The organism is Cohnella lubricantis, from assembly GCF_014212015.1.
In the GTDB taxonomy this organism is placed as follows: Bacteria; Bacillota; Bacilli; order Paenibacillales; family Paenibacillaceae; genus Cohnella; species Cohnella lubricantis.
Genome location: NZ_JACJVN010000001.1, coordinates 1 through 23,587, shown reverse-complemented (window position 1 = coordinate 23,587; position 23,587 = coordinate 1). Strand labels below are relative to the sequence as shown.

Annotated in this window: 19 protein-coding genes; 17 read left to right on the top strand and 2 right to left on the bottom strand. The window is 58.5% G+C overall.

Going from position 1 to position 23,587, the window contains the following annotated elements; translation table 11 throughout:
* Positions 1–142 precede the first annotated feature (142 nt).
* The 7 genes from H4Q31_RS00095 (at position 143) to H4Q31_RS00065 (ending at position 11,337) form a co-directional block, all read left to right on the top strand.
* Positions 143–1,789, top strand: a complete 1,647-nt coding sequence (locus H4Q31_RS00095; RefSeq protein WP_185177032.1) for a hypothetical protein — start codon at positions 143–145, stop codon at positions 1,787–1,789.
* A complete protein-coding gene (locus H4Q31_RS00090; protein WP_245347369.1) occupies positions 1,761–4,232 on the top strand; it encodes an alpha-L-rhamnosidase-related protein in 2,472 nt (823 codons plus the stop codon). Before H4Q31_RS00095 ends, H4Q31_RS00090 begins: the two co-directional genes overlap by 29 nt.
* A gap of 130 nt (positions 4,233–4,362) precedes the next feature.
* A complete protein-coding gene (locus H4Q31_RS00085) occupies positions 4,363–5,466 on the top strand; it encodes a GntR family transcriptional regulator (RefSeq protein ID WP_185177031.1) in 1,104 nt (367 codons plus the stop codon).
* Between the two features lie 246 nt (positions 5,467–5,712).
* Positions 5,713–7,383, top strand: coding sequence for an ABC transporter substrate-binding protein (locus H4Q31_RS00080; RefSeq protein ID WP_185177030.1), 1,671 nt, complete (start codon positions 5,713–5,715; stop codon positions 7,381–7,383).
* A 91-nt stretch (positions 7,384–7,474) separates the two neighbouring features.
* Positions 7,475–9,391, top strand: a complete 1,917-nt coding sequence (locus H4Q31_RS00075; RefSeq protein ID WP_185177029.1) for an outer membrane protein assembly factor BamB family protein — start codon at positions 7,475–7,477, stop codon at positions 9,389–9,391.
* An 11-nt stretch (positions 9,392–9,402) separates the two neighbouring features.
* On the top strand, positions 9,403–10,236 hold the full coding sequence (locus H4Q31_RS00070; RefSeq protein ID WP_185177028.1) for a carbohydrate ABC transporter permease: 834 nt from the start codon (positions 9,403–9,405) through the stop codon (positions 10,234–10,236).
* Positions 10,237–10,368: 132 nt separating this feature from the next.
* Complete coding sequence (locus H4Q31_RS00065; protein ID WP_185177027.1) at positions 10,369–11,337, top strand: methylenetetrahydrofolate reductase; 969 nt, start codon at positions 10,369–10,371, stop codon at positions 11,335–11,337.
* A gap of 64 nt (positions 11,338–11,401) precedes the next feature.
* On the opposite strand, the gene H4Q31_RS00060 is transcribed toward H4Q31_RS00065, so the two are convergent.
* Positions 11,402–12,586: an epoxide hydrolase family protein gene (locus H4Q31_RS00060; protein ID WP_185177026.1), complete on the bottom strand. Its 1,185-nt coding sequence runs from the start codon at positions 12,584–12,586 to the stop codon at positions 11,402–11,404.
* Between the two features lie 148 nt (positions 12,587–12,734).
* On the opposite strand from H4Q31_RS00060, the gene H4Q31_RS00055 reads away from it, so the two are divergent.
* The 8 genes from H4Q31_RS00055 to H4Q31_RS00020 all read left to right on the top strand — a co-directional run bounded on the left by H4Q31_RS00055 (position 12,735) and on the right by H4Q31_RS00020 (position 19,725).
* Positions 12,735–13,691 carry a helix-turn-helix transcriptional regulator gene (locus H4Q31_RS00055; protein ID WP_185177025.1) on the top strand — a complete coding sequence of 319 codons (957 nt, stop codon included), beginning with the start codon at positions 12,735–12,737 and terminating at the stop codon, positions 13,689–13,691.
* Between the two features lie 277 nt (positions 13,692–13,968).
* Positions 13,969–14,967, top strand: coding sequence for a Gfo/Idh/MocA family protein (locus tag H4Q31_RS00050; RefSeq protein ID WP_185177024.1), 999 nt, complete (start codon positions 13,969–13,971; stop codon positions 14,965–14,967).
* A 3-nt stretch (positions 14,968–14,970) separates the two neighbouring features.
* Positions 14,971–15,414: a DinB family protein gene (locus H4Q31_RS00045; protein ID WP_185177023.1), complete on the top strand. Its 444-nt coding sequence runs from the start codon at positions 14,971–14,973 to the stop codon at positions 15,412–15,414.
* Positions 15,415–15,454: 40 nt separating this feature from the next.
* On the top strand, positions 15,455–15,649 hold the full coding sequence (locus H4Q31_RS00040; protein ID WP_185177022.1) for a hypothetical protein: 195 nt from the start codon (positions 15,455–15,457) through the stop codon (positions 15,647–15,649).
* Positions 15,650–16,191: 542 nt separating this feature from the next.
* Positions 16,192–17,388 (top strand): Gfo/Idh/MocA family protein, encoded by a 1,197-nt coding sequence (locus H4Q31_RS00035; protein WP_185177021.1) that lies wholly within the window; start codon positions 16,192–16,194, stop codon positions 17,386–17,388.
* 14 nt (positions 17,389–17,402) lie between these two features.
* Entirely contained in the window at positions 17,403–18,308 is a 906-nt protein-coding gene (locus tag H4Q31_RS00030) for an AraC family transcriptional regulator (protein WP_311771647.1), read from the top strand.
* The gene (locus H4Q31_RS00025; RefSeq protein ID WP_185177020.1) at positions 18,305–19,075 is read left to right on the top strand and encodes a sugar phosphate isomerase/epimerase family protein; all 771 of its coding nucleotides are present in this window, start codon (positions 18,305–18,307) and stop codon (positions 19,073–19,075) included. The genes H4Q31_RS00030 and H4Q31_RS00025 overlap by 4 nt, the downstream gene beginning before the upstream one ends.
* 161 nt (positions 19,076–19,236) lie before the next feature.
* Positions 19,237–19,725 (top strand): C40 family peptidase, encoded by a 489-nt coding sequence (locus tag H4Q31_RS00020; protein WP_245347368.1) that lies wholly within the window; start codon positions 19,237–19,239, stop codon positions 19,723–19,725.
* Positions 19,726–19,841: 116 nt separating this feature from the next.
* On the opposite strand, the gene H4Q31_RS00015 is transcribed toward H4Q31_RS00020, so the two are convergent.
* Positions 19,842–21,155, bottom strand: a complete 1,314-nt coding sequence (locus H4Q31_RS00015) for an MFS transporter (RefSeq protein WP_260440073.1) — start codon at positions 21,153–21,155, stop codon at positions 19,842–19,844.
* Between the two features lie 486 nt (positions 21,156–21,641).
* Here H4Q31_RS00015 and H4Q31_RS00010 point away from each other — a divergent pair, with 486 nt between their 5' ends.
* Entirely contained in the window at positions 21,642–22,406 is a 765-nt protein-coding gene (locus tag H4Q31_RS00010) for a helix-turn-helix transcriptional regulator (protein WP_311771646.1), read from the top strand.
* Between the two features lie 69 nt (positions 22,407–22,475).
* Positions 22,476–23,351, top strand: a complete 876-nt coding sequence (locus H4Q31_RS00005) for an ROK family protein (RefSeq protein WP_185177018.1) — start codon at positions 22,476–22,478, stop codon at positions 23,349–23,351.
* The last annotated feature ends 236 nt before the right edge of the window (positions 23,352–23,587 follow it).

Below are 23,587 nucleotides of genomic sequence, written 5' to 3'. Positions count from 1 at the left end.
GCCCCGACCGAGCGTATGGTCAGGGGCGGCTTTTATTTTCGAATCATTATCGTATATTTAGTTGTACTTCTAATGAATAAAGTATATTATAGTTAACATCAAAGAATACTTTAGTCGTCGCTGGGGGATGGAGGGGTTGGCTATGCGGAAGGGGGAAGAGTGCCGGGTGGATTCATCTGAACGCTATGTCGGCCTATTTTATTTTCTATGGCTGGGTCAGCATGGTACGGAAGGTCCGTATGACAATACGAAGATTGTGTCGGAACGGCCCGAGGCGGTGCATGATCCGAACCATCCGGCTTGGGGACCAGTCCATGCTTTTCATTTCTGGGGAGAGCCGCTATATGGCTACTACTTAAGCGACGACGAATGGGTGCTTCGCAGACATGTGCAGCTGCTTACGGCCGCCGGCGTCGATTTTCTCGTGTTCGATACGACGAACTCCTCTACCTACAAGAATGTCTATGACAAGCTGTTCCGCGTCATGGACGAGATCCGCGCCCAAGGATTCGCAGTGCCGCAGTTCGTCTTCTACACGAACACGGATTCCGGCAAGCGGGTCGGGGAGATCTTCGAAGACGTCTACAAGCCAGGCCGTTACCCGCACCTGTGGTTCCGACTGGATGGGAAGCCGCTGATCATCGGCAATCCCGAGGAGTGCAGCGAAGAGCAGCGGGCCTTCTTCACGTTCCGGTTGAATCAGTGGCCGAATGAAGCAGCCAGGACGAACGGCTTCCCCTGGATTGAATTCGAGCGGCCGCAGCGAGTGTTCTACAACGATAGAGGCGAGAAGGAAGTGATCAGCGTATCGGTGGCCCAGCATCCGAGCGTCGCTATGAGCGATACTCCCTTCTATGGGTACGGCGGCAATTGGGGCCGAGGTTATTCCGATGGCGCGGATCCGGAGGAGGCGAATTCTCTCGAGGCGATCTATCGCGGGGCCAATCTGGCGGAGCAATGGGAATTCGCGCTTGCGGAGGATCCGCGGATCGTCTTCGTTACGGGCTGGAACGAATGGATCGCGATGCGGTTCGACGGCGTGCCGGAGAGACCGGTGTTATTCGTCGATCAGGCAACGCTGAATTTCAGCCGCGATATCGAACCGATGAACGGGGGATATAACGACAACTATTATATGCAGTTGATCGAGTATATCCGGCGGTTCAAGGGGACGGCGCCTCCGGTGTTAGCCGGCACGGCCGCAACCTTGAACCTCTCGGACGGCTTCGGCGGATGGGACGGCATAACGGCGGAGGTTCGCGATTTCGAAGGCGATACAATGCCTAGGAGCCACCGCGGGTATGGAGATCTGATCTATACGAGCGATACGGGACGCAACGACTTCGTCTCGATGAAGGCGGCCCACGATGACCGATATATATACTTCTACGCACGGACGCGTGAGCCGCTAAGTCCCTGCACCGGCAAGCATTGGATGATGCTGCTGATCAATACGGACGGCACGGCCGATAAGGGCTGGCATGGATACGACTTCATCGTGAACCGTTCCGTCATCGACGATTCGACGACCTTGTTGGAACGGAGCACGGGCGGCTGGGTCTGGGAGAGAGTTGCCGACATCTGGTACGTTGCCGCCGGGCGCGAGCTGCAGCTCGCTGTGCCGAGGGCAGCGCTCGGGCTGGATCGGCCGGGAGAGCCGCTGTGCTTCGAGTTCAAATGGGCCGATCATATGTTAAGCGATGGAGATATCATGGATTTCTACCGGTATGGGGATGTCGCGCCGGAAGGAAGGCTGAATTATGCGTACCGGGAAGCTGAACGCCGATGACCAGGCCGGCGCAGGCAATTCCGTAAGCTATAGCGATCACTTGGAGGACAAGGGAATGAACAGCAATCATTGGACGGCGCAATGGATATGGGCTGCCGGGACAGCTGGACATAGCGATGTCTTCGTGGAAGCGCGTAAGGCGTTCGACATGGATGAGCTGGCCGGAAGGGCGCAAATTCGTATATCAGCCAATCAGTCCTATAAACTCTATCTGAACGGAGACATGATCGGGAGAGGACCGGCTCCGTCCGATCTGGCTTGGATGTCTTATGACGTCTATGAAGTCGCAGACCGATTAATCGCCGGCAAGAACGTGCTCGCTGTCGTCGCGAACAACTTCGGCGAGGAAGCTATCGTGACGAAGCAATTGCAAGGGCCGGGCGGGCTTATTTGCCAGTTGGATCTCTACGGGAGAGATGGCGGCGGCTGCTCAAGCCCGATCCGGTCGATAGCCAGCGGAGCCGATTGGAAGTGCAGGCGCTCCAACCGCTGGAAGCGCGCGAGCCGACTTCATCTCTGGGGCGGATTCCGGGAGATCTACGATGCCTCGGAGGAGGACGGCTGGGAGACGGCGGCGTACGACGACGCGTCTTGGCCTTGGGCCGAAGCGGTCGCGGCTGCCGAACAGCAAGATTCCCCTTGGCCGCGTCTTCTGCCTCGCGAGATTCCATTCCTCCGCAGTACGCTGGTGCGGCCGGCTGCTATCATCGCGGCGGAGCCCTATAGGGGAAGCCTGTCTTCGCCGGAGGCCTTACTGGCTGATGCCCGAACGACCGGCGAAATGACGATGGATGCCTCCGTGCCGGGAAGCCTCCCGCAGGTCACGTACGACTTCGGATCAGAGGTCGTGGGCTATCCGAGGCTGGAGGTGTATGCGGAGGAAGGCGGCGTGCTTCAGCTGTTCTGCGGAGAGTCACTGGAGATGACATTAACGGATACCTTCCTCCTGCGCCAAGGTGTTAATCGCTTGACCTCCTATGGCAGGCGGGCATTCCGGTTTATGAAGGCTGCGGCGATGGGGACGCCTGCTCCGCTTCAAGTGAGGCGGCTGGAGGTCGAATTCGTCCACTATCCGTATTCGGGCGAAGCCTCGTTCCGTTGCAGCGATGAGAGGTTGAGCCGGATCTGGGAGACAGGGCGCTATACGACGCTGGTCAACAGCCAGAGCCACTTCGAGGACTGCCCCTACCGCGAAGCCGCATTATGGGTGGCGGATGCGGTAGTTATGGCCAAGGTCGTCTATCAGATCTCGGACGATCCGGCCCTTGTGCGCAAGTCGCTGATGCAGGGAGCGCGCATTCAGAACGAGGACGGCTCGATTCCGGGGACCGGTCCGCAGCGCAATCCGTTCATGCTGCCGGACTTCTGCGCGCATTGGCTCTTCGGCGTATGGGAGTATTACGCTTATAGCGGAGACCGGGCTTTTCTGGAAGAGCTCTGGCCCGGCGTGCTTCGGCTGGCGGAGTGGTTCGCGGCGCAAGAGGATGAATCGGGGCTGTTCGCAAGAGCGGATCGCGAAGGCTGGTGGTGCTTCATCGATTGGTCGGAGGATATCGAGCGGAAGGATCGCGTCACCGCGCTCTCTTGCTTCTACTATAAATTCCTGATCACGGTCGCAGCTATCGCGTCGGAACTGAACGAGACCGAGCGCGAGGCGAAGCTTCGCGGCCAAGCGAGCTGTCTGCGCAATTCCATCCGCGCCTTGCTGCGGGTGGCGGGATCGGCTGTCTATGCCGATTGCATGACGGACGAGGGAGTGTCGTCGAGTGTGACGGCGCAGACGAACTTCGCGGCTGCATGGTCGGGCGTGATGGACGATCCGGAAGTGTCGCTCTTCATAGAAGATTATTATTTGGCAGGGAAGCTGCCGCCGATTCGAGGCGCTTTCTTCTACCATATCGTGCTTGAGACCCTGTTCCGCTACCATTATGCGGAGGAGGCGGTCCGATTCATCCGCGACTACTGGGGAGCGATGCTGGATCGCGGGGCGACGACCTGGTGGGAGACGTTCGATCCTTCGCAGCCCTTCCCGACGATCCCGAGTCCCTATCTGGGCCATACGCCAACCTATCTGCAGGATTCGGTTCCCGTCAGCCTCTCGCATGGCTGGGGGGCATCCCCCACGTATCTGCTAAGCCGCGAGCTGCTTGGCGTGAATATGTCGGCGGCCGGAATCGCAGGCGTCATCCTGCAGCCCGTCGCCGTCCGGGGGATCGAATGGGTGGAAGGCGTCGTTCCGACAGTGCGCGGGGACGTTCGCTCGGAGTGGAGAAGAGGAGAGGACGGCAGCTTGCGGTATGAGGCGGTGCTGCCGAACGGACTGTCTTGGACGACCGTCGGTCTGGAGGACGTGGAGGTTACCGAGGAAGAGGGCTGCGTTCGCGTGACGGGCCGAATGCAGCCCGCCGATCGATTGACGAACGTATCCCAGGCCAGGCTGTAAGCAGCCGGAGAGCTGGAGATAGGACTTCATAACAAGCGACGCCAAGCCGGAGGGCAGGGGTCGCTTGTTTGTGTCTTGCGAAATCGGATGCTCTAAAGTATACTTAAGCCAACCTAGAAGGGGTGATCATGTGGATACGGAGAAGATGGACAAGACTCCAATGTATCAATATATCGTTAATGATATCAAGCGCAAGATCGAGTCCGGCGAGCTTAAGCCGCATGACCCGCTGCCGACGCAGATCGATCTGGCCAAAGAATATAACACAAGCGAGATTACCTCCCGCCGCGCCCTCTCTGATCTGGTGCAGGAAGGTTACGTCTATCGGATTCGCGGCAAGGGCAGCTTCATCCAAGAGAATATGCGAGCAGCCGCCGGCTCGAAGCCGATTCACACGATCTATTTCGCGCATCAGAACCAGATCAGCAACTTCAATCACCCGTTCTTCAGCGAGATGTTCGACGGGATCAAGGACGTATGCGAAGAGAACGGCGTAGCCTTTCATCTGTGGGACATCGGCCAGCATTATGAGCTGCCTGAGGATCCCGATGCCGGCATCATTCTGCTCACGATCGCAGATACGTTCGACTTGTCGCGTCTGACTGCATGGCAGAAGGAAGGCCGGAAGCTGGTCACCGTTCATTTCTATTACCCGCATCTGGGAATTCCGTACGTGATCGTGGACAACTTGACGGGCGGCTATCTGGCGACTCAGCACCTTCTGTCATTAGGCCATCGGCGGATCGGAGTCATCATCACCGGCAATTCGATCCTGGAGATCAACCAGGAGTTCACGCTGCGCCTTCAAGGCTACCGGCTTGCGCTGTCCCAGCATCAGATCGCTTTCGATCCGAATCTGATCGCGATCATGAGCGGGGAAGGCGAACGGCTTGAGATGGGCTTCGAAGGGTTCAAGAAGCTGATGGCCCTTGAGGATCCGCCGACAGCGATCTTCGCTACGAGCGACTACAAGGCGATCGGGGCAATGGAGGCGGCCCGGAGCTTGGGCATGAAGATACCGGAGGACGTCAGCGTCATGGGGTATGACGATGTCAAGGTAAGCCAATATACGTATCCTTCGCTCTCGACGGTAAGCCAGAATACGAGGAAGCTTGGGGAACGGGCAGCCGAGATCTTGCTGTTCGAGTTGAAGGATGGGGACGGTCAACTGCTCAAGGATGAGGTCGTGCCCACGCTGATTCATCGGGAGAGCACAGGGCCTGCGCCAAGATAGGCTTCTGTTATAGACAAATAGAGCAGGGTTGGAGCGGAGAGGCTGTCGAGCAGTACGACAGCCTTTAGCTATATCCAAGCGCTCGATTGAAAAAAGGATTGCGAGAGTCCGTTATATACAGTATACTTTAGACATTAAAGTATACAAATTAACAAAAGGCATACTTTAGTATGTTGACTGCTCAGAGATTTTTTTTAACAGAAGGAAGTAAGCGCTTTAATAACAACATAACGAGGGGAGATTCAAATGAAAATCCGCAAAAGCTCGGCAATGTTAATTGGCTTATTGACAGCATCATCTGTATTAGCCGCTTGCAGCAACAATAATGAGCCGGCGGCGTCCAACTCCAGCCCGTCCGCATCGGCGGAAGCGAGTCCATCCGCAAGTCCATCCGCAAGTCCATCCGAGACAGCGCCTGCCCTGCAAGGAACGATCAACATCGCCTTATCGAATATGTCATCCTCCGTCTGGAACACGGTCGCGCAAGCTTACATGGCGAAGAACCCCGGCGTGAAGGTGACGGTGGATAACAAGCCGGCGGAAGGCTATAAGGAATGGCTGACAGCTCAATTCGCGGCGGGCACGCCGGATGCCGATCTGGTGATCAACAACGAAGTGGCGAATTTGGCGGCCGACAAGAAGTTCGTCGACTACTACCCGTACTTCGACCAGACGAACCCGTATACGGGCAAGCCATGGAAGGATTCGCTCGATCTGGCCGCGATGGGAATCAACCTTGACGGCGTCGCGGCGGAGGATCACCTTTATAATCTGAACTTTGAGTCGGTGCAGATCGTTTGGACCTATAACAAGGAGATCTTCAATAAGGCCGGCATCACCGAACCGCCGAAGACCTTCAACGAGCTGACGGCCGACTTCGAGAAGATCAAGGCGGCCGGATATGTGCCGCTGGCGATCGGCGGAGATGCGAATTCGATGTGGAGCGGTCAGGCCGGTTGGCTGGTTCGGATCTATGCCGACCAATATTTCCGCGACTATATCAATATCAGTCGTTCACAGCCGCAGGATTATACTTATCTGCCCGAGATCGACGACAATTGGAAGTACGATCTGTCGGATCCGTACAATGATGCGAACAGCAATGTCACCAAGAACGAGCTGCGATTCTGGAAAGCGGTCCAAGAGAAAGTCGGCCCATTCAAGATCGCGGGTAACCCCTCGTGGGCAGCATATGCCGAGAATCTGAAGAAGTTATTCTCGTATACGGAAGACGGCTTCTTCGGCGTCAAGGAAGATCAAGCCTATCAATTGTTCTTGACGGGCAAGGCGGCCACGATGATGGGAACGCCGGCTTCTTACTGGCAGCTGCCGAAGGACTTCGAGGATGAGACGAAGACTGGCGCAACCGGCGGCGTTCAGCCGTTCGAATACGGATTCTTCAATATGCCTTCGATGGAAGGCGAAGGCGTTCTGGCTCCGGCTCGTACGATTCAAATCCCGATCGGCTTCTACGGCTTCGTCGCCAAGGATGCGGAACAGAATGCGCTCGATATGGACTTCATGATGTATCTGACGAGTCCTGAAGGTTACAAAGTATATGCGCAAGCCATCCAAGACAGCGACGACGCCTCCCTATCGGGCGCGCCTGCACTGAAGGACATTGTCCTTCCGGATGAGATGACGAAGGCGTTCGCCGACTTCGAGCCGATCGGCAATACCGAAGGCTATCAAACGCCGGGCAACGTATTGTCCCGCGGTATCGACGGTTATCAGCCTTCCGTTCAGGACTGGGTCGGCAGCGTGCAGCGCTTCTTCGCCGGCGACATTACGACAGAGCAATACTTGAACGAGCTGCAGGCGAACGTCGACAAGTACCTTGAACCAAACCTGAAGCAGGGCAAGAAGGAGTTGTCGGATCTGGAGACGCCGGAGAAGCGGCCGCCGGAACGCAACTAACGGACTCACATCTGCACAGGTCCGCTCGGGCCTGTGCAGATTCATCATTAAGGAGTCATCCACAACCGATGAGCAAGGTAAGGAGGAGCCTATGAGAAGAACCCCACAGATCCTGCTGGCGCTCGCGCTCCTGATCGGACTCGTTCCGCAATACGCAGCGGCTCAAGGGGAATGGTCCATAGAAGGCGCGGACGATATTACGTCCATATCGGCCATGGGCGACGGAAGCCGGATCGCGATCGGCAGCCATGGCTCCAAGGCGGTCGTGTACGATAAGGAAGGCACCCCCCTCTACGAGAAGGAAGCGAACAACGTCATCAACGCGGTTGACTTGCTGGATGACGGCACATTGCTCGTCGCATCGGACGACAGGCATCTCTATGCTTATGACAGCGAAGGGACGCCGCTCTGGGATGCCGATATGAAGCGCCAGGTCAAGAGCGTATCCGCATCCGAGGACGGCTCCGTCATTGTGGCGGTCGTTCAACGCGTCAACGATCTCCTGTTCATGAACGGGCAGACCGGCGAACAGATCGGCGCCGCTGCGATCGGCGCGACGATGAAGACAGCCCAAGTGTCCGATAACGGGCAATGGGTTCTAGCGGCTACTGCCGACCAATATTTGCATTTGTTAGACGGCACCGGGAAGCCTCTGCTCAAGATCGGGGCCTCGGGACAGATTCAATCCATCGACATTACCGGCGATGGAGACATCGCCGCCGGCACGAGCGACGGCCGGGTCGAGCTGTTCACCTCGGATGGCGAGCCCGCCGGCAATATCGGCATTCAGAGCAGCGTCTCGGCGGTTGCCTTCTCGAAGGACGGGGCGTCTCTCGGCGTTGCCGATCTCACCGGCAATTTCTATATCTTCGATAGCAGCGGCAAGCAGCTGTGGGAGATGAAGGTTGGGGAGGCCGGCCGATCCGTCGAGTTCTCGCCCGACAGCAAGACGATGTATGCCGGAACGGACGACGGCCGTATTCTTCAACTGGATGTCAGCAGCGTCGTCGCCGAGGCCAAGAGCCAAGCGCGGATGAGAATCATCGCATGGACAATCGGAGCGGCGGCGGCTATCGTGCTTGTTCTGCTTCTGCTGCGTTGGATGCAGAGACGCGGCAAACTTGGCATTTTCAGAGAGATCTGGCGTTCCAAATGGATCTACCTCGGCCTGGCTCCGAGCTTCATTCTCATCTTCACATTCCTGTATTTCCCCGCCTTCTCGGGGCTGTTCCACTCCTTGTATCAATGGCAGCCGGGCGGCAGAACAACGTATATCGGATTGGACAATTTCGAGCGGATGATCCACGATCCCTACGTCACGAAAGGGCTCGTCAATCTGCTCATTCTGATCGTCACCGGGCTGATCAAGTCGCTGATTCCGCCTCTGATCGTGGCGGAGCTGATCTATCACCTTCGCAGCAAGAAGCTGCAGTATGGATTCCGGACGGCATTCACGGCATCCATGATCATTCCGAGCGTCGCGGGACTGCTGATCTGGCAGAATTTCTACGATCCGAACATGGGGCTGTTCAATAACTTTCTCCACTTGATCGGGCTCGGCTCGTGGGCGCACGGCTGGCTCGGCGATCCGGATACGGCGCTGTGGGCGCTTATCTTCATCGGCTTCCCGTTCGTCGGCATCCTGCAGCTGCTCGTCTTCTATGCAGGTCTGCTGTCTATCTCGAACGAACTGATCGAGTCGGCCCGAATGGACGGAGCCAGCCTTCCTCGAATCATTCGTTCCATCCATCTGCCGCTTCTCTCGGGACAATTCAAATTCCTAATCATTCTCGGGCTGATCGGCATCATTCAAGACTTCAACAGCATTCTGATCGTGACCGCCGGAGGTCCGATGGATTCCACTTACGTGCCTGCCCTGCAGATGTATTACGCGGCGACGAAGTTCAACGATCTTGGCTATGCATCGGCGCTCGGCGTCAGCATGTTCGCGGTCATTCTGGTCATCACCGTCATCAATATGAAGTTCATCAAATCAGCGGAAGAGTAGGAGGGACAGCCATGAGGTTTCTGCAAGCGATCCATATTCGCCAGATCGTGATAGTCTTGTTGCTGGCCCTGCTCGTCTTCATGACCTTGGTGCCGATTCTGTTCATGATCGTCAGCTCGTTGAAGAGCAACGCACAGATCGCCGGCAACTTCTGGGGGCTCCCGTCCCCGGCCAGATGGTTCAATTACGGCGAGGCGTTCCGCACGATCTGGCGCTATATCGTCAACACGGTGGCTTATGCCGTGATCGGAAGCGTGTGCGTCATGCTGTTGTCCGCCATCTCGGGTTATATTTTCGCGAAGAAGACCTTTCCCGGCAAAAATATGCTCTTCCTCATGATGCTCGCGATCATGATGATCCCCGGCGTGTTGACGCTGATTCCTTCTTACGTGCTGTATGAGAATATGGGGCTCACCAATACGCCATGGGTCATCATCGTCTCCAGCGCGGCCGGCGGCCAGATCTTCGGCACGTTCCTATGCCGAACGTATATGGCCGGTCTGCCAGGCGAGCTGTTCGAAGCGGCGCGCATGGACGGGGCAACGGAAGCAAGAGTCTTCCTGCGCATCGTTCTCCCGCTCTCGCTGCCGATTCTGGCGACGCTGTTCATCATGCAATCCGTCGGCGTGTACAACGATTATGTATGGCCGCTGCTGACGATCCAAAACAGTCGGCTGCAGGTGATATCCGTCGGCTTGACCATCTTCACGCAGCAGTTCGGGGTGACCGACAAGGGGACGCAGTTCGCGGCTTACGCGATCTCTTCGATTCCATTGCTATTCATCTTCTCCTTCGGGATGAAGTACTACATCCAAGGGATGACGCAAGGCGCTCTTAAGCTATAACCGCGCTGATATAGCCGCAGGCTATAACCGGCTATAGAATATTCCATGCTCCTTATGGCGAATAAAGGCTTTCAGATGCGGGGACCGAGGTGCTAAACTGAGGTATGACCTTCAAGGATAAGGAGCACACGCATGCTGAAGCACAAGATCGCCGGCAGGCAAGCCGGCATTCTGACATATGGAATGACGCCGCCGAAGCGTTCGGGCGACACGGAGAGAATCGCCGAGATCGCGCGCAAGCAGGTCGAGCGGCTGAAGGACACGGGGATCGACGGGCTCGTGCTGTACGACGTGCAGGACGAGGCGGACCGCATCGACACGGATCGGCCGTTCCCGTACCTGTCGACGATCGATCCGACCGAGTACAGCGAGCATTATCTGAGCGGGCTGGTTATGCCGAAGATTATCTACAAGGTGGTCGGCAAGCAGCCGGAGGACGAGTTGGCGGCGTGGATTCGAGGCGGTCAGGGCGAGAGCGGAGGTCACGGTCCGGTCGAAAAGGCGGATCGCTTCTCCGTCTTCGTCGGCTCCTCCTCAAGCAAGCAAGCGGTCACGATGCGGCTGCCCGAAGCCTACCGGCTAAGCCGGGAGCTGAACCCGCAACTGGCGCTCGGCGGCGTCGTCATACCGGAGCGCCATGAGAGCAAGGGCGACGAGCATCTGCGGGCGGCGGCCAAGCAGGAAGGCGGCTGCTCGTTCTTCATCTCGCAAGCGGTGTACGACGTGGAAGCTTCGAAGAACTTCCTGTCCGACTACTATTACTACTGCCAGGAGCAAGAGATCGCAATGGCGCCGATTCTCATCAACCTGGCGCCGTGCGGCTCGCAGAAGACGCTGGCGTTCATGAAGTGGCTCGGCATCAGCGTGCCGAAGTGGCTGGAGAACGAGCTGATCCACTCGCACGACATTCTCGATAAGTCGATCCGGCTGTCGAGGAAGATTTTCGAGGAGCTGTTCGAATTCGGCCTCGAGAAGGGCATCCCGATCGGCTGCAGCGTCGAGAGCGTGTCCACGCGCAAGGTCGAGATCGACGCCTCCGTCGAGCTGCTGCGCGAGATGAAGAGCTACATGGACAGCCGGCTGCGGGTCGGCGTGAACTAACGGTGGAATCCAGATAAGCAGAACGCATCCGGTCGATGCGCTCTGCTTTTTTTTGGTTCATTCGTTATCTCAGCTGGCGGAAGAACTTGCGGATGTCGCCGATCATGAGATCCGGCGCGTCGATGCCCGGGAAGTGCGATCCTCTGTCGAACTCGCTCCAGTGGACGATATGGTTGCCCTGCTCGCCGTAGCGGCGGATCGCGACGTCCGATTGCTGGAACACCGCTACGCCAACCGGCGTTTGGGACGGGGGCTTAGGCGCCCAAGCAGCGGGATCATGCGCATTGTCGTAGTACATCCGAGCCGAGGAGTTGTCCGTCCCGGTGAGCCAGTAGAGCATGAGATTGGTCAGAAAATGTTCCTTGCTCACAGCGTCGGCATAATCGCCGAAGCCGTAGAACAATTCGGCCGTCCATGCGAGCAGTCCCACCGGCGAGTCATGAAGCCCGTAAGCCAGCGTCTGCGGCCGCGTCGATTGGATCATGTTGAAGCCGAACCGATCCTTCATGAATTCGCCGAGCCGCCCGAGGCGAACGCGCTCCGCGTCCGTCAGCTGCGCGAATACTTCGTCTTCCACTTGCCCGAACGGGATGAAGCCCATCGTCGCCGCATTCACGTGCACGCCGACGACACGGCCTTCCGCCAACCGCCCCAGCTCCGGCGCGATCATCGCCCCCATGTCACCGCCCTGCACGCCATAGCGTTCGTAGCCGAGACGATCCATCAGCTCCGCGAAGGCGCCGGCCGCCCGCCCGGACGTCCATCCGGCCTCCGTCGTCGGACCGGACAGGCCGAAGCCGGGGAGCGAAGGGATGACCAAGTGGAAGGCGTCCGCAGGATCGCCGCCGTAAGAGGCCGGATCGGTCAGCGGCCCGATCAGATCGAGGAACTCGACGGGGGAACCCGGCCATCCGTGAAGGAGCAGCAGCGGCGTCGCGTTCGGCTCCGGCGAGCGGACGTGGAAGAAGTGGATGTTCGCGCCGTCTATGGTCGTCGTGAATTGCGGGATCTCGTTCAGGCGCTCCTCCTGCTTCCGCCAGTCGAAGGATGACTGCCAGTACTCCGCCATCTCCTTCGCGAATTGGAGCGGCACGCCGTAATTCCAGCCCGCCCCGGGGAGCTCGTCAGGCCAGCGCGTCAGCGATAGGCGGCGGTTCAGATCTTCCAGGGCTGCTTGCGAAGTCTCGATACGGTACGGTCGAATCGTTGCTGCGGCTTCTTTAGCTTGCGTGTTCACGTTCAGGCTCATGGTTTGTTGCCTCCTCAATAATTGGAATTTGATCCTTATGTCTCTACTATAGTCCCCCTTTCCTGACAACTATCTGTCAGGGAGATAGAGGACATGGCAATATTTATTCGAATTTCTTATTTAAGTTCGAATGAGGAGTGGATCGATTGTGAAAATAGAGCGGCTGCTCGGCATTACGATGATGCTGCTGGGCCAGCGCCGGGTGAACGCCCAGACGCTGGCGGACAAGTTCGAGGTCTCGCTGCGGACGATCTACCGCGATCTGGAGACGATCAACACGGCCGGCATTCCGATCGTGTCCTACACCGGAACGGACGGCGGCTACGAGATTATGGAGCAGTTCCGCATCGACCGGCAGATCGTTACCTTCGAGGATCTGCAGGCCATTCTGGTCGCGCTGCGAGGCGTGCAAGCGTCGCTGGACGATCAGGAGATGGACGGCTTGTTGAGCAAGATCAAGGCGCTGGTGAGCCGGTCGGAGCAGCTTCAGATGGAGGAAGCGGGCGAGACCCTTCTTTTCGACACGAATCTGTGGCATGGGGGCGGGCTGAAGGACCGCTCCATACTGGCTTCGCTCCGGCGGGCGGCGAAGAATCGGAACGTCGTCTCCTTCCTCTACACCAACACGGAAGGACTCGGCGAGCAGCGGGAGGCGGAGCCGATCGGGCTCGCATGGAAGGGCTACGCTTGGTACTTATACGCCTATTGCAGGCTCCGCAGCGATTATCGGACATTCCGCCTGTCGAGAATGACCGGCTTGCGCGTGCATTTGGAGCATTTCGCCGCTCGCGGCGTCCGCATGGAGGAGCTGGATGCCCGGTGGGGCAATCAGGAGATCGATCCGCAGGTGGAGCTGATTCTGCAGTTCCGCCCTCGCGTCAGAGTGAGGGTGGAGGAAGCGTTCGACGCCGAGAAGGTCGAGACGCAGGAGGACGGCACCTTGCTCGTTCGGGTCAGCTATCCGGACAATCATTGGATGTACGAGAATCTGCTCAGCTACGGGCCGGACGTGCTCGTGCGGGAACCGGCCTTCGTGGCGGAGAAGATCCGGAATCTGGGCGAGCAGATCTGCCGGAATTACGCCGATGAGCGAGCGAGGCCGTAAGCGTCTCGGCGGTTGGATATCCCGGAAGCTACGAGCAACGATACTCGGCGGTGTGGACAACGTGGATAACCTGTGTATAAATATGGGGATAACGCGGGTTCGGTGGATAAGATCCCTTGATTCGCTAACCGCAAGGACAGGCGATTCGCGGCTTGCGACTAGTGGAATTCGGCAGGCGGGGAGCGGCGAGCGCCATTCTTTACAATCGAATGATTAGAACGTATGGTAGAGGTAATAGATGGAATGCCATCCCAATCGGAGAGGGGAAATGGAATGCATGGACAATCAGCGCACGGTCAAATGGGGCATTATGGGCCCGGGCGGCATCTCCGCTAACTTCGCTTCGGAGCTGAAGCACGCGCCGGGGGCCGAGCTCGTCGCGGTCGGGGGGCGCTCCAAGGAGAAGGCGGAGGCATTCGCCGCGAAGTTCGGCGTCCCCGGAGCATACGGAAGCTGCGAGGAGCTGGCGAACGATCCCGAGGTCGAGATCGTCTACATCGGCACGCTGCATCCGGTCCACAAGGAGAACGCGCTGACGCTGCTGCGCGCGGGCAAGTCGATCCTGTGCGAGAAGCCGTTCACGATCAACGCTTCGGAAGCGAAGGAGATCGCGGCGCTCGCGCGGGAGAAGGGCGCGTTCGCGATGGAGGCGATGTGGACGCGTTATCTGCCCGTTGTCCGGCAGGCACGCGAATGGCTGCGCAGCGGAGCGATCGGCGAGGTGAAGCTGCTGAAGGCGGAGTTCGGCTTCGACGGAGGCTGGAACCCGCAAGGCCGCCTGCTCAACCGCGAGATGGGCGGCGGCGCGCTGCTGGACGCGGGGATATACCCCGTATCGTTCGCTTCGATGGTGTTCGGGCGTCAGCCGTCCCGAATCCAGAGCACCGTCCGCATCGGCGAGACGGGCGTCGATGAGCAGTTCTCCCTGCTGTTCGATTATGAGGACGGCGCCGTCGCTTCTCTACATAGCGGCGTGCGGCTGGACATGACCAACGATGCTTGGATCTATGGCACGAAGGGGAAGATCTACGTGCCCGACTTCCTGCGCGCCAAGGAAGCGACGCTCTTCGTGAACGGCGAAGAACCGGTGACGGTCCGCGACGACCGCAGCTTCGTCGGCCATGCGTTCCAGGCGATCGAAGCGATGAACTGCCTGCGCGAGGGACGCAAGGAGAGCGGCGAGATGCCGCTCGGCGAGACGGTCGAGCTGATGGAGACGCTGGACGCGATTCGCGCCCAGTGGGGATTGACGTATCCGGGGGAGGAAGAGGGATAAACCATGAGCGCGATCACTAGACTAGAAACCTATCTTCAAGAAATACCAAAGCTCGTAACCGGTTTTGAACAGGAGGCCTTCCTCCGCAAGCCGGCGCCGAACAAGTGGTCGAAGCAAGAGATTCTGGGGCACCTGTGCGACTCGGCGGCGAACAACCATATCCGATTCGCGCGAATTCTCCTGTCCGGCGAGCCCGTTAAGATTGAAGGCTATCAGCAGGATGAATGGGTCCAGCTTCACGGTTATCAGCACAATTATAGCTGTCTGGAGCTGCTGGCCTTGTGGATTCACCTGAACAAACAGATCCTCTATGTGATGAGACATGCTAGCGAATCGGACCTCAACAAATCCTGCGTTCTCAGCGATGGCAGCCAGGTTAGCCTTCGCTGGCTGTTCGACGATTATTTGGATCATATGGTCCATCATCGGGAGCAGATTGAAGGCTGAGGGGGAAAAATGAAATCAACTATTCTCCGCCTACGACCAGTTGGAGCTTGGGCGTATCGACAGGGCAAGGCTGATCGACGAAGTCACGATCCAACTCTACTGCCGCATCGGTCTAAGCAAGAAGCACCATCCCGACGATCTGCCAGACTACCTGCAGGCGTGGGAGTATTGGAAGGGGCTGTGCGGTAAGCGCGGGGTTGAGTTGGATGCCCATGGCTTGGAGCATGTCCGATGAGCAGGAGCGTTCCGCTTGGAGCAGTTCGGAGTCTCAATAACGGAAGCCGCTGCCGCTATTTTCGCTAATATCCCGCGTGCGAATGTAATAACGGAACCAGATTCCGTTATTTAGTGGTTTTTGAAACGCTCACTCATCCAACTTGAGCAAATAGCGGAACACACTTCCGTTAAGCAATCAAACACGGCGAAAAACGGCGCAATAACGGAAATGGCTTCCGTTATAGTGTAGTGCGAGCTCGCCTGCTGAAGTCGCCTTCCAATGCCGCTTGTGCACACCTCATTTAATTCTCATTTCCTACTTCCCTCAATCGTTTGACTGTGGTTAACTGATCGAAGGTTCCCGCAACCGCCTCACACCCTATGTGGTACAATAAAATTGAGCAGCAATGTAACCGCTTACGACAATGGCGGTCAAATCCTGTCGGCGCAGATAGAGATGCCGCGCGGGGCTAATGAACGCTGCGCGGACGAATGAAGGCCGCATGGAACGAATGAAATCGCTGTACGATGATCCGATGACGAGGAACGGAGGTAAGCGCAATGACGAATGAACGGCAAGCAAGCGCACCAACCAAGGTGAGGTACGGCGTGATCGGCGTCGGCAACATGGGCAGCTCCCATGTGGATACGATCCGCTCCGGACGAATTGCCGGAGCAGAGGTAACAGCCATCTGCGACGGCGTCGCCGGCAAGCGCGAGTGGGCCAAGGAACGTTGGCCGGATATTGCCGTTTTTGAAGATTCCGCGTCCATGCTGGCTTCGGGGTTAGTCGACGCGGTACTGGTCGCTTGCCCGCATTATGATCATCCGCCGGAAGCGATCCAAGCGTTCGCGAAGGGCATGCACGTGCTCATCGAGAAGCCGGCCGGCGTGTATGTGAAGCAGGTGCGGGAGATGAACGAGGCGGCGAAGGCGAGCGGGAAGAAGTTCGGCATCATGTACAACCAACGGATGAACCCGCTGTACCGGAAGCTGCGCGAACTGATTGCCACTGGCGAGCTCGGCGAGATCCGCCGCACGAATTGGATCATTACGAACTGGTACCGTTCGCAAGCTTACTATGATTCCGGCACGTGGCGCGCGACGTGGGCCGGCGAAGGCGGCGGTGTGCTCATCAATCAATGCCCGCACCAGCTGGACTTGTGGCCTTGGACGATCGGCATGATGCCGTCGCGGATTCGCGCGTTCTGCCAAGAGGGCAAGCATCGGAACATCGAGGTCGAGAATGATGTCACCGCCTACGCCGAATACCCGAACGGCGCAACAGGCGTGTTCATCACTTCGACGGCGGACGCGCCCGGCACGAACCGCTTCGAAGTGACCGGCGACCGCGGCAAGATCGTCATCGAGGACGGCCGGATGACGTTCTGGCGGCTGCGCGAATCCGAGTCGGAATTCAACGCCCATAACACGGTTCCGTTCGGCAGGCCGGAAGCCTGGAAGATCGAGATCCCGCTGGATGGGCCCAACCCTGAGCATGCCGGCATCATTCAGAACTTCACGAATGCCATCCTGCACGGCGATGAGCTCGAAGCGCCGGGTGAAGAGGGCATTCTCGGCCTGTCTATCTCGAATGCCATCCATCTGTCCTCCTGGATCGACGGATGGGTTGATCTGCCGCTGGACGAGGAGCTTCATCTCGCCGAGCTGAACAAGCGAATCGCCTCCTCGAAGTATCGCCAGGACAGCTCGGACGCTCCCGCGGCCAAGCCGGTGGATATGAGCCGCACATTCTAAAGGGGAGAGCGGACGTGCCGACATCGACAACTACGAAGACATTCGCATCGATGCAGCAGCCGATCGAGATGAGCTACCGCAATGAAGCGCCGATCGCGAACGCGTTCCATTCGCATCCTTACTACGAGATTTATTACTTTCAGGAAGGCGAGTGCACGTACCTGATCGGCGACAAGCTGATGGCGCTGCGGCCCGGCGACCTTATCCTCATGCACGGGATGACGCTGCATTCCCCGAATCCGTCGCCGAATGCGCCGTATATCCGCTCGATCGTCCATTTCGATCCGGCCTATGTGCACCAATTGCTGCAGGCCGAACCCGCTGCTGCGCTTCTCCAGCCGTTCGAGGAACTGCGCAACATTCGGATCGCGCTGCCGGAAGCGGAGCGGTTGGAGATGGAGCGGATGCTGTCCGAGATGGCGGCCGGATACCGGTCTTGGCAATGGTCAAGCGGCTCGCGCCCTTCGCGCCTCGGCCGGTTCGAGGTGCGGTTCCTGGAGCTGTTGCAGCGAATCGGCGAATGGTGCGCCGAGCCGGTCAGCGAACGGGCGCATGGTTCTTCGCATGAGCGGCTCGTTCAGGATGTCGTCTCGTACTTGGAGGCGCATTACCGCCGCGACATCTCGCTGGACGACATCGCTGCGGCGATGCACGTTGCCAAGCCGTATCTTTCGAACCTTTTCAAACGGATAACCGGTACTACCATCTTCAAATATCTGTACCAGCGCCGCATCAATCAGGCTAAGATTCTATTCCGCTTCGAGCCGCAGCGGTCGGTCACCTCCGTATGCCGCGAGGTCGGATTCGTTCATCTCGCGCACTTCAGCCGCTTGTTCAAAGAGACGGCGGGCATGAGTCCGGAGGCTTACCGCAAGCGGATCGCGGAGATCCCCAATTCGAAGGAGGAATCGCACGCATGAGACGAGAGCAGATTGCCGCTCAGCTCTATACCGTCAGAGAGTACACGCAGACGCCGGAAGCGTTCCGGCTGACGCTGAAGCGGGTTGCCGAGATGGGGTATGCATCCGTGCAGGTGTCGGCCATCGGGCCGATTCCGCCGGAGCAAGTGAAGGCGTATGCCGATGAAGCGGGACTAAGCATTTGCGCGACGCACATTGGCTTTGACCGCCTGCGGGATAACCTTGACGCCGTCATTCAAGATCACAAGCTATGGAACTGCCGTTATGTCGGCTTGGGCTCGATGCCGGATCGTTATCGCGCAGATCGGGAGGGATATGAAGCGTTCGGGCGGGAGATGGCTCCGATTGCGCGCAGGCTGCAGGATAACGGACTGCAGTTCGTCTATCATAATCACCGCTTCGAATTCGCGCGGATCGACGGCGATCGCATCGGCATGGATTATCTCCTGCAAGAGACCGATCCGGAAGCGTTCGGCATGGAGCTTGATGTGTATTGGGCGCAGGCGGGCGGCGGAACGGCGGCCGATTGGGTTCGCAAGATGAAGGGGCGCATGGCGGTCGTGCATCTGAAGGACATGGCGATCGTAGAGGATGCCGCCGTGACGGCGGAGCTGGGCGAAGGGAATATGGACATCTCCGGCATCGTCGCAGCCTGCCGGGAGATCGGGGTGGAATGGTATGTCGTGGAGCAGGATAACTGCCGGCGAGACCCATTCGAGAGTCTGGCCATTAGTTATAGACGATTAATGAGAGAAATGAGTTCGTAACATTAAGGAATTCTCACTTTTTTCTCAGAAAGCCTCCTGATGCGTTGCTGGAAGCGGATTCGTCTCTTCTTTGGGAAATTATAGGCAATTTGAAGTGTGCTATAGTAATTCCCAGAGAGAACAACAACGACTGACAACGTGTCAAGGAGGAAATACGGTTCATGACGAGCAAGATGAAAAACATGCTGAAGCTGAAAGCGGCTGCCATTGGCATCCTCGCAACTGTCGGGTGGTTCGGTCTGGCTGCGGGTCATTCCGGTCAAGCAAGCGCTGCGACTGCGGAATCTCTTGAACTAGTTTCTCTGGGCAAACAATATATCGGCACTCCTTACGTATTCGGCGCTACGGCGGGCAGCACTACCGCCTTCGATTGCTCTTCGTTCACCCAATACATATATGGCAAGCAAGGCATATGGCTCCCGCGCACGGCTGCCGCGCAAGCCAACAAAGGCAAGAAAGTAGCCAAATCGTATCTGAGCATGGGCGATCTCGTGTTCTTCAAGACGGGAAGCAAAGGCATCGGACACGTCGCGATCTATGCAGGCGATGGCAAGATTCTGCAAGCTTCCAGCAGTCAAGGCGTGACGGTCTCGTCGATGAATTCGGCTTATTGGACTAAAAATTATGTGACGGCCCGCAGAATTCTGTAAGGATATCTGCGCGCGTAGAGCCCTTCGCCGGGAGACCGGCGGAGGGCTCTTCTTGGTTGTGCGCCCTCCTCGGGGAGACCACTCTTCTTCGATTGCTCGGGATACGGCGGCGGATACTATCGGCTGCGTCCGATCCAGACGAAGGAGACGATTCCTCCGCAGACCAGCAGGGCTGCGGTGAAGGCAAGCGCCAGATGGAGGCCGCTTAAGAAGCTGCCGCTGCCCGAGACGATAGCGCCGAGCAGGCCGACGCCAACTGTTCCGCCCAACTGACGGCTGGAGTTAAGAGCTCCGGAAGCTGTGCCGGACAACGTGCGGGGTGCGGCTGACATGATCGCTGCCGTCAGCGGCGGGATAATGAAGGGGATGCCGAACCCGATCAGGAGCAGCCCGATCAGGTTCATCGCATAAGCGGAATCCGCGTTCGACCATGCTTGGAGCAGCGCTCCGGCGGCGGCCAGTGCGAACCCGGCTGTGAGCGGTGCTCTCGGACCGGTGCGGGCGGCGATTCGGGCGGTCATAATCGGTCCGAAGGTCATCGGCAGCGTGAGCGGCAGCAACGCCAAGCCGCTGGCGTGCGCGGACCATCCGCGGGATTGCTGGAAGTATAGCGGCAGCAGGAAGAGGATGCCCGACAAGCCGGCATTAATAGCCATGCCGGACAGCATGCCGGCGGAGACGGTCGGATGCTTGAACAGAGAGAGCGGCAGCATGGGCTGCTTCCCCTTCTTCTCCGCGAACCCGAACAGAGCGGCTGAGCAAGCGAAGACGGCCAGCGCCAGCACGATGCGGGCAGAACTCCAGCCGTACGCGCCGCTCTTCATGAGCGCATAGGAGAGAGAGGCAATGGAGGCGAAGGCGAGCAGCAAGCCGGCCGGGTCAATGCCGCGCTGCTTCTGTCGCTGCGTCTCGCTGACGAACAGATAAGCCGCGGCCAGGCTGACGAGGCCGAGCGGCACGTTAAGAAGGAAGATGCTGCGCCAGCTGAGCGAGTCGACGAGCGCGCCTCCGACGATAGGCCCCGCCACCATGGCCATGCCGGTGACGGAGGCCCAGATGCCGAGCGCGCGGGTGCGGCTCGCAGGCTCGGGGTAGGCGTGCGCCAGGAGCGCCAGCGAAGCCGGCAGGAGCGCTGCGCCGCCGAGGCCGAGCACGGCGCGGCAGGCGATCAGCGCGCCGAGCGACGGGGCGGCGGCGGACAAGGCGGATGCGGCGACGAAGATGACGAGTCCAGCGGCGTAGACGCGTCTGGCGCCGAGCCGGTCGGCGAATGCGCCCATGCCGAGCAGCAGGCCGGCGAAGACGATGGTGTAGGCGTTAACGCCCCATTGGAGGCCGGTTAAGCCGCCGCCTAGGTCGGAACGGATAGCAGGCAGCGCGACGGAGAGAATGGTCGTGTCGAGCAGCACCATGAAGTAGCCCAGCGACAGCCCTGCAAGCGCCCATCCCCTGGGAGCAGATGGAGCGGAGGCTGCGAGTGCTGCGGAGGCTGGAGTCTCTGGTGACGCTGGGGACGTTGGAGATGATGCGGAACTTGCGGGCGATACGGATGTTTCGAATGATGCGGAAATTGCGGAGATTGTTGGTGTTGTTGATTTTATTGCTGGTGTGGTTGTTGCAGAGGGTGCAGAGATGGATTCTTTCATAGCGGTCCTCCTGGAAGAACGATGAATGACAGGCTATTGGGAATGCCGATGAGCGAGAAGATGGCGTTGTTCCCGAAGCATAGTGTAAGATGACATTAAATGAGGCGCGAGCGGAGGGTTTATCCTAGGAGAGTAACTCCTACCATGGGAATCGGACTCCTCTTAGCAGCGAAGATCGTTGGAAGGAGTGTGGCCCGAGGATGAAGGAACAGGCGGAGCTAAACCGGCTGCAAGAGTTGGCTGATTTTCTGCGAACACGGCGCAACACGGTTGTCTCCTCGCCAGGCGGGACTGCCGGGAGAGGGCAGGCGGAGAACGCCGGGCCTCAGGCGCGCGGAAGTGGCGTTGCTGTCAGGCATGAGCGTGGACTGGTATACATGGCTGGAGCAGGCGCGGCCCATTCAGGTGTCGGCTCAGGTGCTGGAGAGCCTGTCGCGAGCGCTGCAGCTAGATGCGAACGAGCGGAAGCATCTCTACTTGCTGGCGCTTCGTCAGATGCCGGCGGATACGCTTCATCGGGAGAGCGCAGTGAGCGACCGGCTTCAGAAATTCCTTGACCAGCAAGGCGATCAGCCCGCAGTTGTGTACGATCCGCGGCTGAACATCGTCGGCTGGAACAAGCCGGCTTGCAAGGTATACGGTGATTATGCACAGATGACGGAGCGAGAGCGCAATTCGGTCTGGCGGATCTTCATGGACCCTTATTTCCGAGTGCTGCTGCGCGAAGGCTGGGAGGGGAAGGCTCGGCTTCGGCTAGCGCAATTCCGGGCTAATTACGGGCAGTTCACGGGAGATTCATGGTGGACGGAGTTCATCGCGGAGCTGAGCGAGACGAGCGAAGAGTTCGCGGAATGGTGGCAGCAGCATGACGTGTTGGATTCGCCGGAGGGGAGCAAGCTGCTCTATCATCCGGTCGCCGGAACGCTATCGTTTGACCATATATCTTTTCACCCTACAGACGCCCCGGATCTATCCATAACGGTACATCTGCCGCTGGAGGACACTGCTGCGAGAATGCGCTTGCTTGTGGGTTAATTCCGGGTCGCATTCCGCCGCCTAACCAATTACAATAGATTCATATGAACTCAGGCAGGAGGATCAGCTATGCGGATTGGCGCTATCGAGGCAGGCGGCACCAAGATCGTCTGCGGCATCGGCAACGAGCAAGGGATCATCGAGGATCGTGTCAGCTTTCCAACGGAGCAGCCGGACAAGACGATCCGCAAGATGGTCGAATATTTCCAAGGCAAGCAAGTGGACGCGATCGGGATCGGCTCGTTCGGCCCTATCAATATTGATAGAAGCAGCCCCGAATATGGCTATGTGACGACGACACCGAAGCCGGGCTGGTCGAATTATCCGTTCCTGCCTACGCTGCAGCGGGAATTCGACATTCCGTTCGGCTGGGATACCGACGTGAATGCGGCTGCGTTCGGCGAGGCGACATGGGGAGCGGCGAGAGGGCTGGACAGCTGCCTGTATTACACGATCGGAACCGGCATCGGCGTCGGCGTGTACGCGGAGGGCAAGCTGGTGCACGGACTGCTTCATCCGGAAGGAGGCCACATTCTGACGAGGCGGCATCCGGACGACAGCTACGAGGGCTTCTGCCCTTATCACGGCGACTGCCTGGAGGGGATGGCGGCAGGTCCGGCGATCGAACGCCGCTGGAAGGCGAAGGGCAGCGAGCTTCCGCAAGACCATCCGGCCTGGGCGATGGAGGCCTTCTACATCGGACAGGCGGTGGCCGGCTCGATCCTGCTGCTGTCGCCGAAGAAGGTCATTCTTGGCGGCGGCGTCATGCATCAGTCGCAGCTGTTCCCGATGATCCGCGAGGAAGTGCGCCGCAACCTGAATGGTTACGTCAGCGCTGAGGCGATTCTCGAATCGGCAATCGACGACTACATCGTACCGCCGAGCCTTGGCGACAATGCCGGCCTGTGCGGATCGCTGGCGCTCGGCCTGAAGGCGCTGCAGTAAGTGCAGTAAGTGCAGTAAGTTAGACGGAATAGCGGTTGAGTTGAGGCTTTCCCTTCGGGGAGAGTCTCTTCTTTTTTTTGCTAGGTATCCGGTTTGGACGAGTATCGCAGCCGAGAATGAGCTCAAGGCGGGTGAGTTAGTCGGTTTGGACGAGTATCGCAGCCGAGAATGAGCTCAACGCGGGTGAGTTAGTCGGTTTGGACGAGTATCTCAGCAGAGAATGAGCTCAACGCGGG

Excerpts from the sequence above, each read along its gene's own strand:
- H4Q31_RS00025 (WP_185177020.1), top strand. The coding sequence starts at position 18,305 with ATGAGACGAGAGCAGATTGCCGCTCAGCTCTATACCGTCAGAGAGTAC.
- H4Q31_RS00070 (WP_185177028.1), top strand. The coding sequence starts at position 9,403 with ATGAGGTTTCTGCAAGCGATCCATATTCGCCAGATCGTGATAGTCTTG.
- H4Q31_RS00095 (WP_185177032.1), top strand. The coding sequence starts at position 143 with ATGCGGAAGGGGGAAGAGTGCCGGGTGGATTCATCTGAACGCTATGTC.
- H4Q31_RS00045 (WP_185177023.1), top strand. The coding sequence starts at position 14,971 with ATGAGCGCGATCACTAGACTAGAAACCTATCTTCAAGAAATACCAAAG.
- H4Q31_RS00090 (WP_245347369.1), top strand. The coding sequence starts at position 1,761 with ATGCGTACCGGGAAGCTGAACGCCGATGACCAGGCCGGCGCAGGCAAT.
- H4Q31_RS00080 (WP_185177030.1), top strand. The coding sequence starts at position 5,713 with ATGAAAATCCGCAAAAGCTCGGCAATGTTAATTGGCTTATTGACAGCA.
- H4Q31_RS00060 (WP_185177026.1), bottom strand. The coding sequence starts at position 12,586 with ATGAGCCTGAACGTGAACACGCAAGCTAAAGAAGCCGCAGCAACGATT.
- H4Q31_RS00035 (WP_185177021.1), top strand. The coding sequence starts at position 16,192 with ATGACGAATGAACGGCAAGCAAGCGCACCAACCAAGGTGAGGTACGGC.
- H4Q31_RS00020 (WP_245347368.1), top strand. The coding sequence starts at position 19,237 with ATGACGAGCAAGATGAAAAACATGCTGAAGCTGAAAGCGGCTGCCATT.
- H4Q31_RS00005 (WP_185177018.1), top strand. The coding sequence starts at position 22,476 with ATGCGGATTGGCGCTATCGAGGCAGGCGGCACCAAGATCGTCTGCGGC.
- H4Q31_RS00065 (WP_185177027.1), top strand. The coding sequence starts at position 10,369 with ATGCTGAAGCACAAGATCGCCGGCAGGCAAGCCGGCATTCTGACATAT.
- H4Q31_RS00050 (WP_185177024.1), top strand. The coding sequence starts at position 13,969 with ATGGACAATCAGCGCACGGTCAAATGGGGCATTATGGGCCCGGGCGGC.
- H4Q31_RS00075 (WP_185177029.1), top strand. The coding sequence starts at position 7,475 with ATGAGAAGAACCCCACAGATCCTGCTGGCGCTCGCGCTCCTGATCGGA.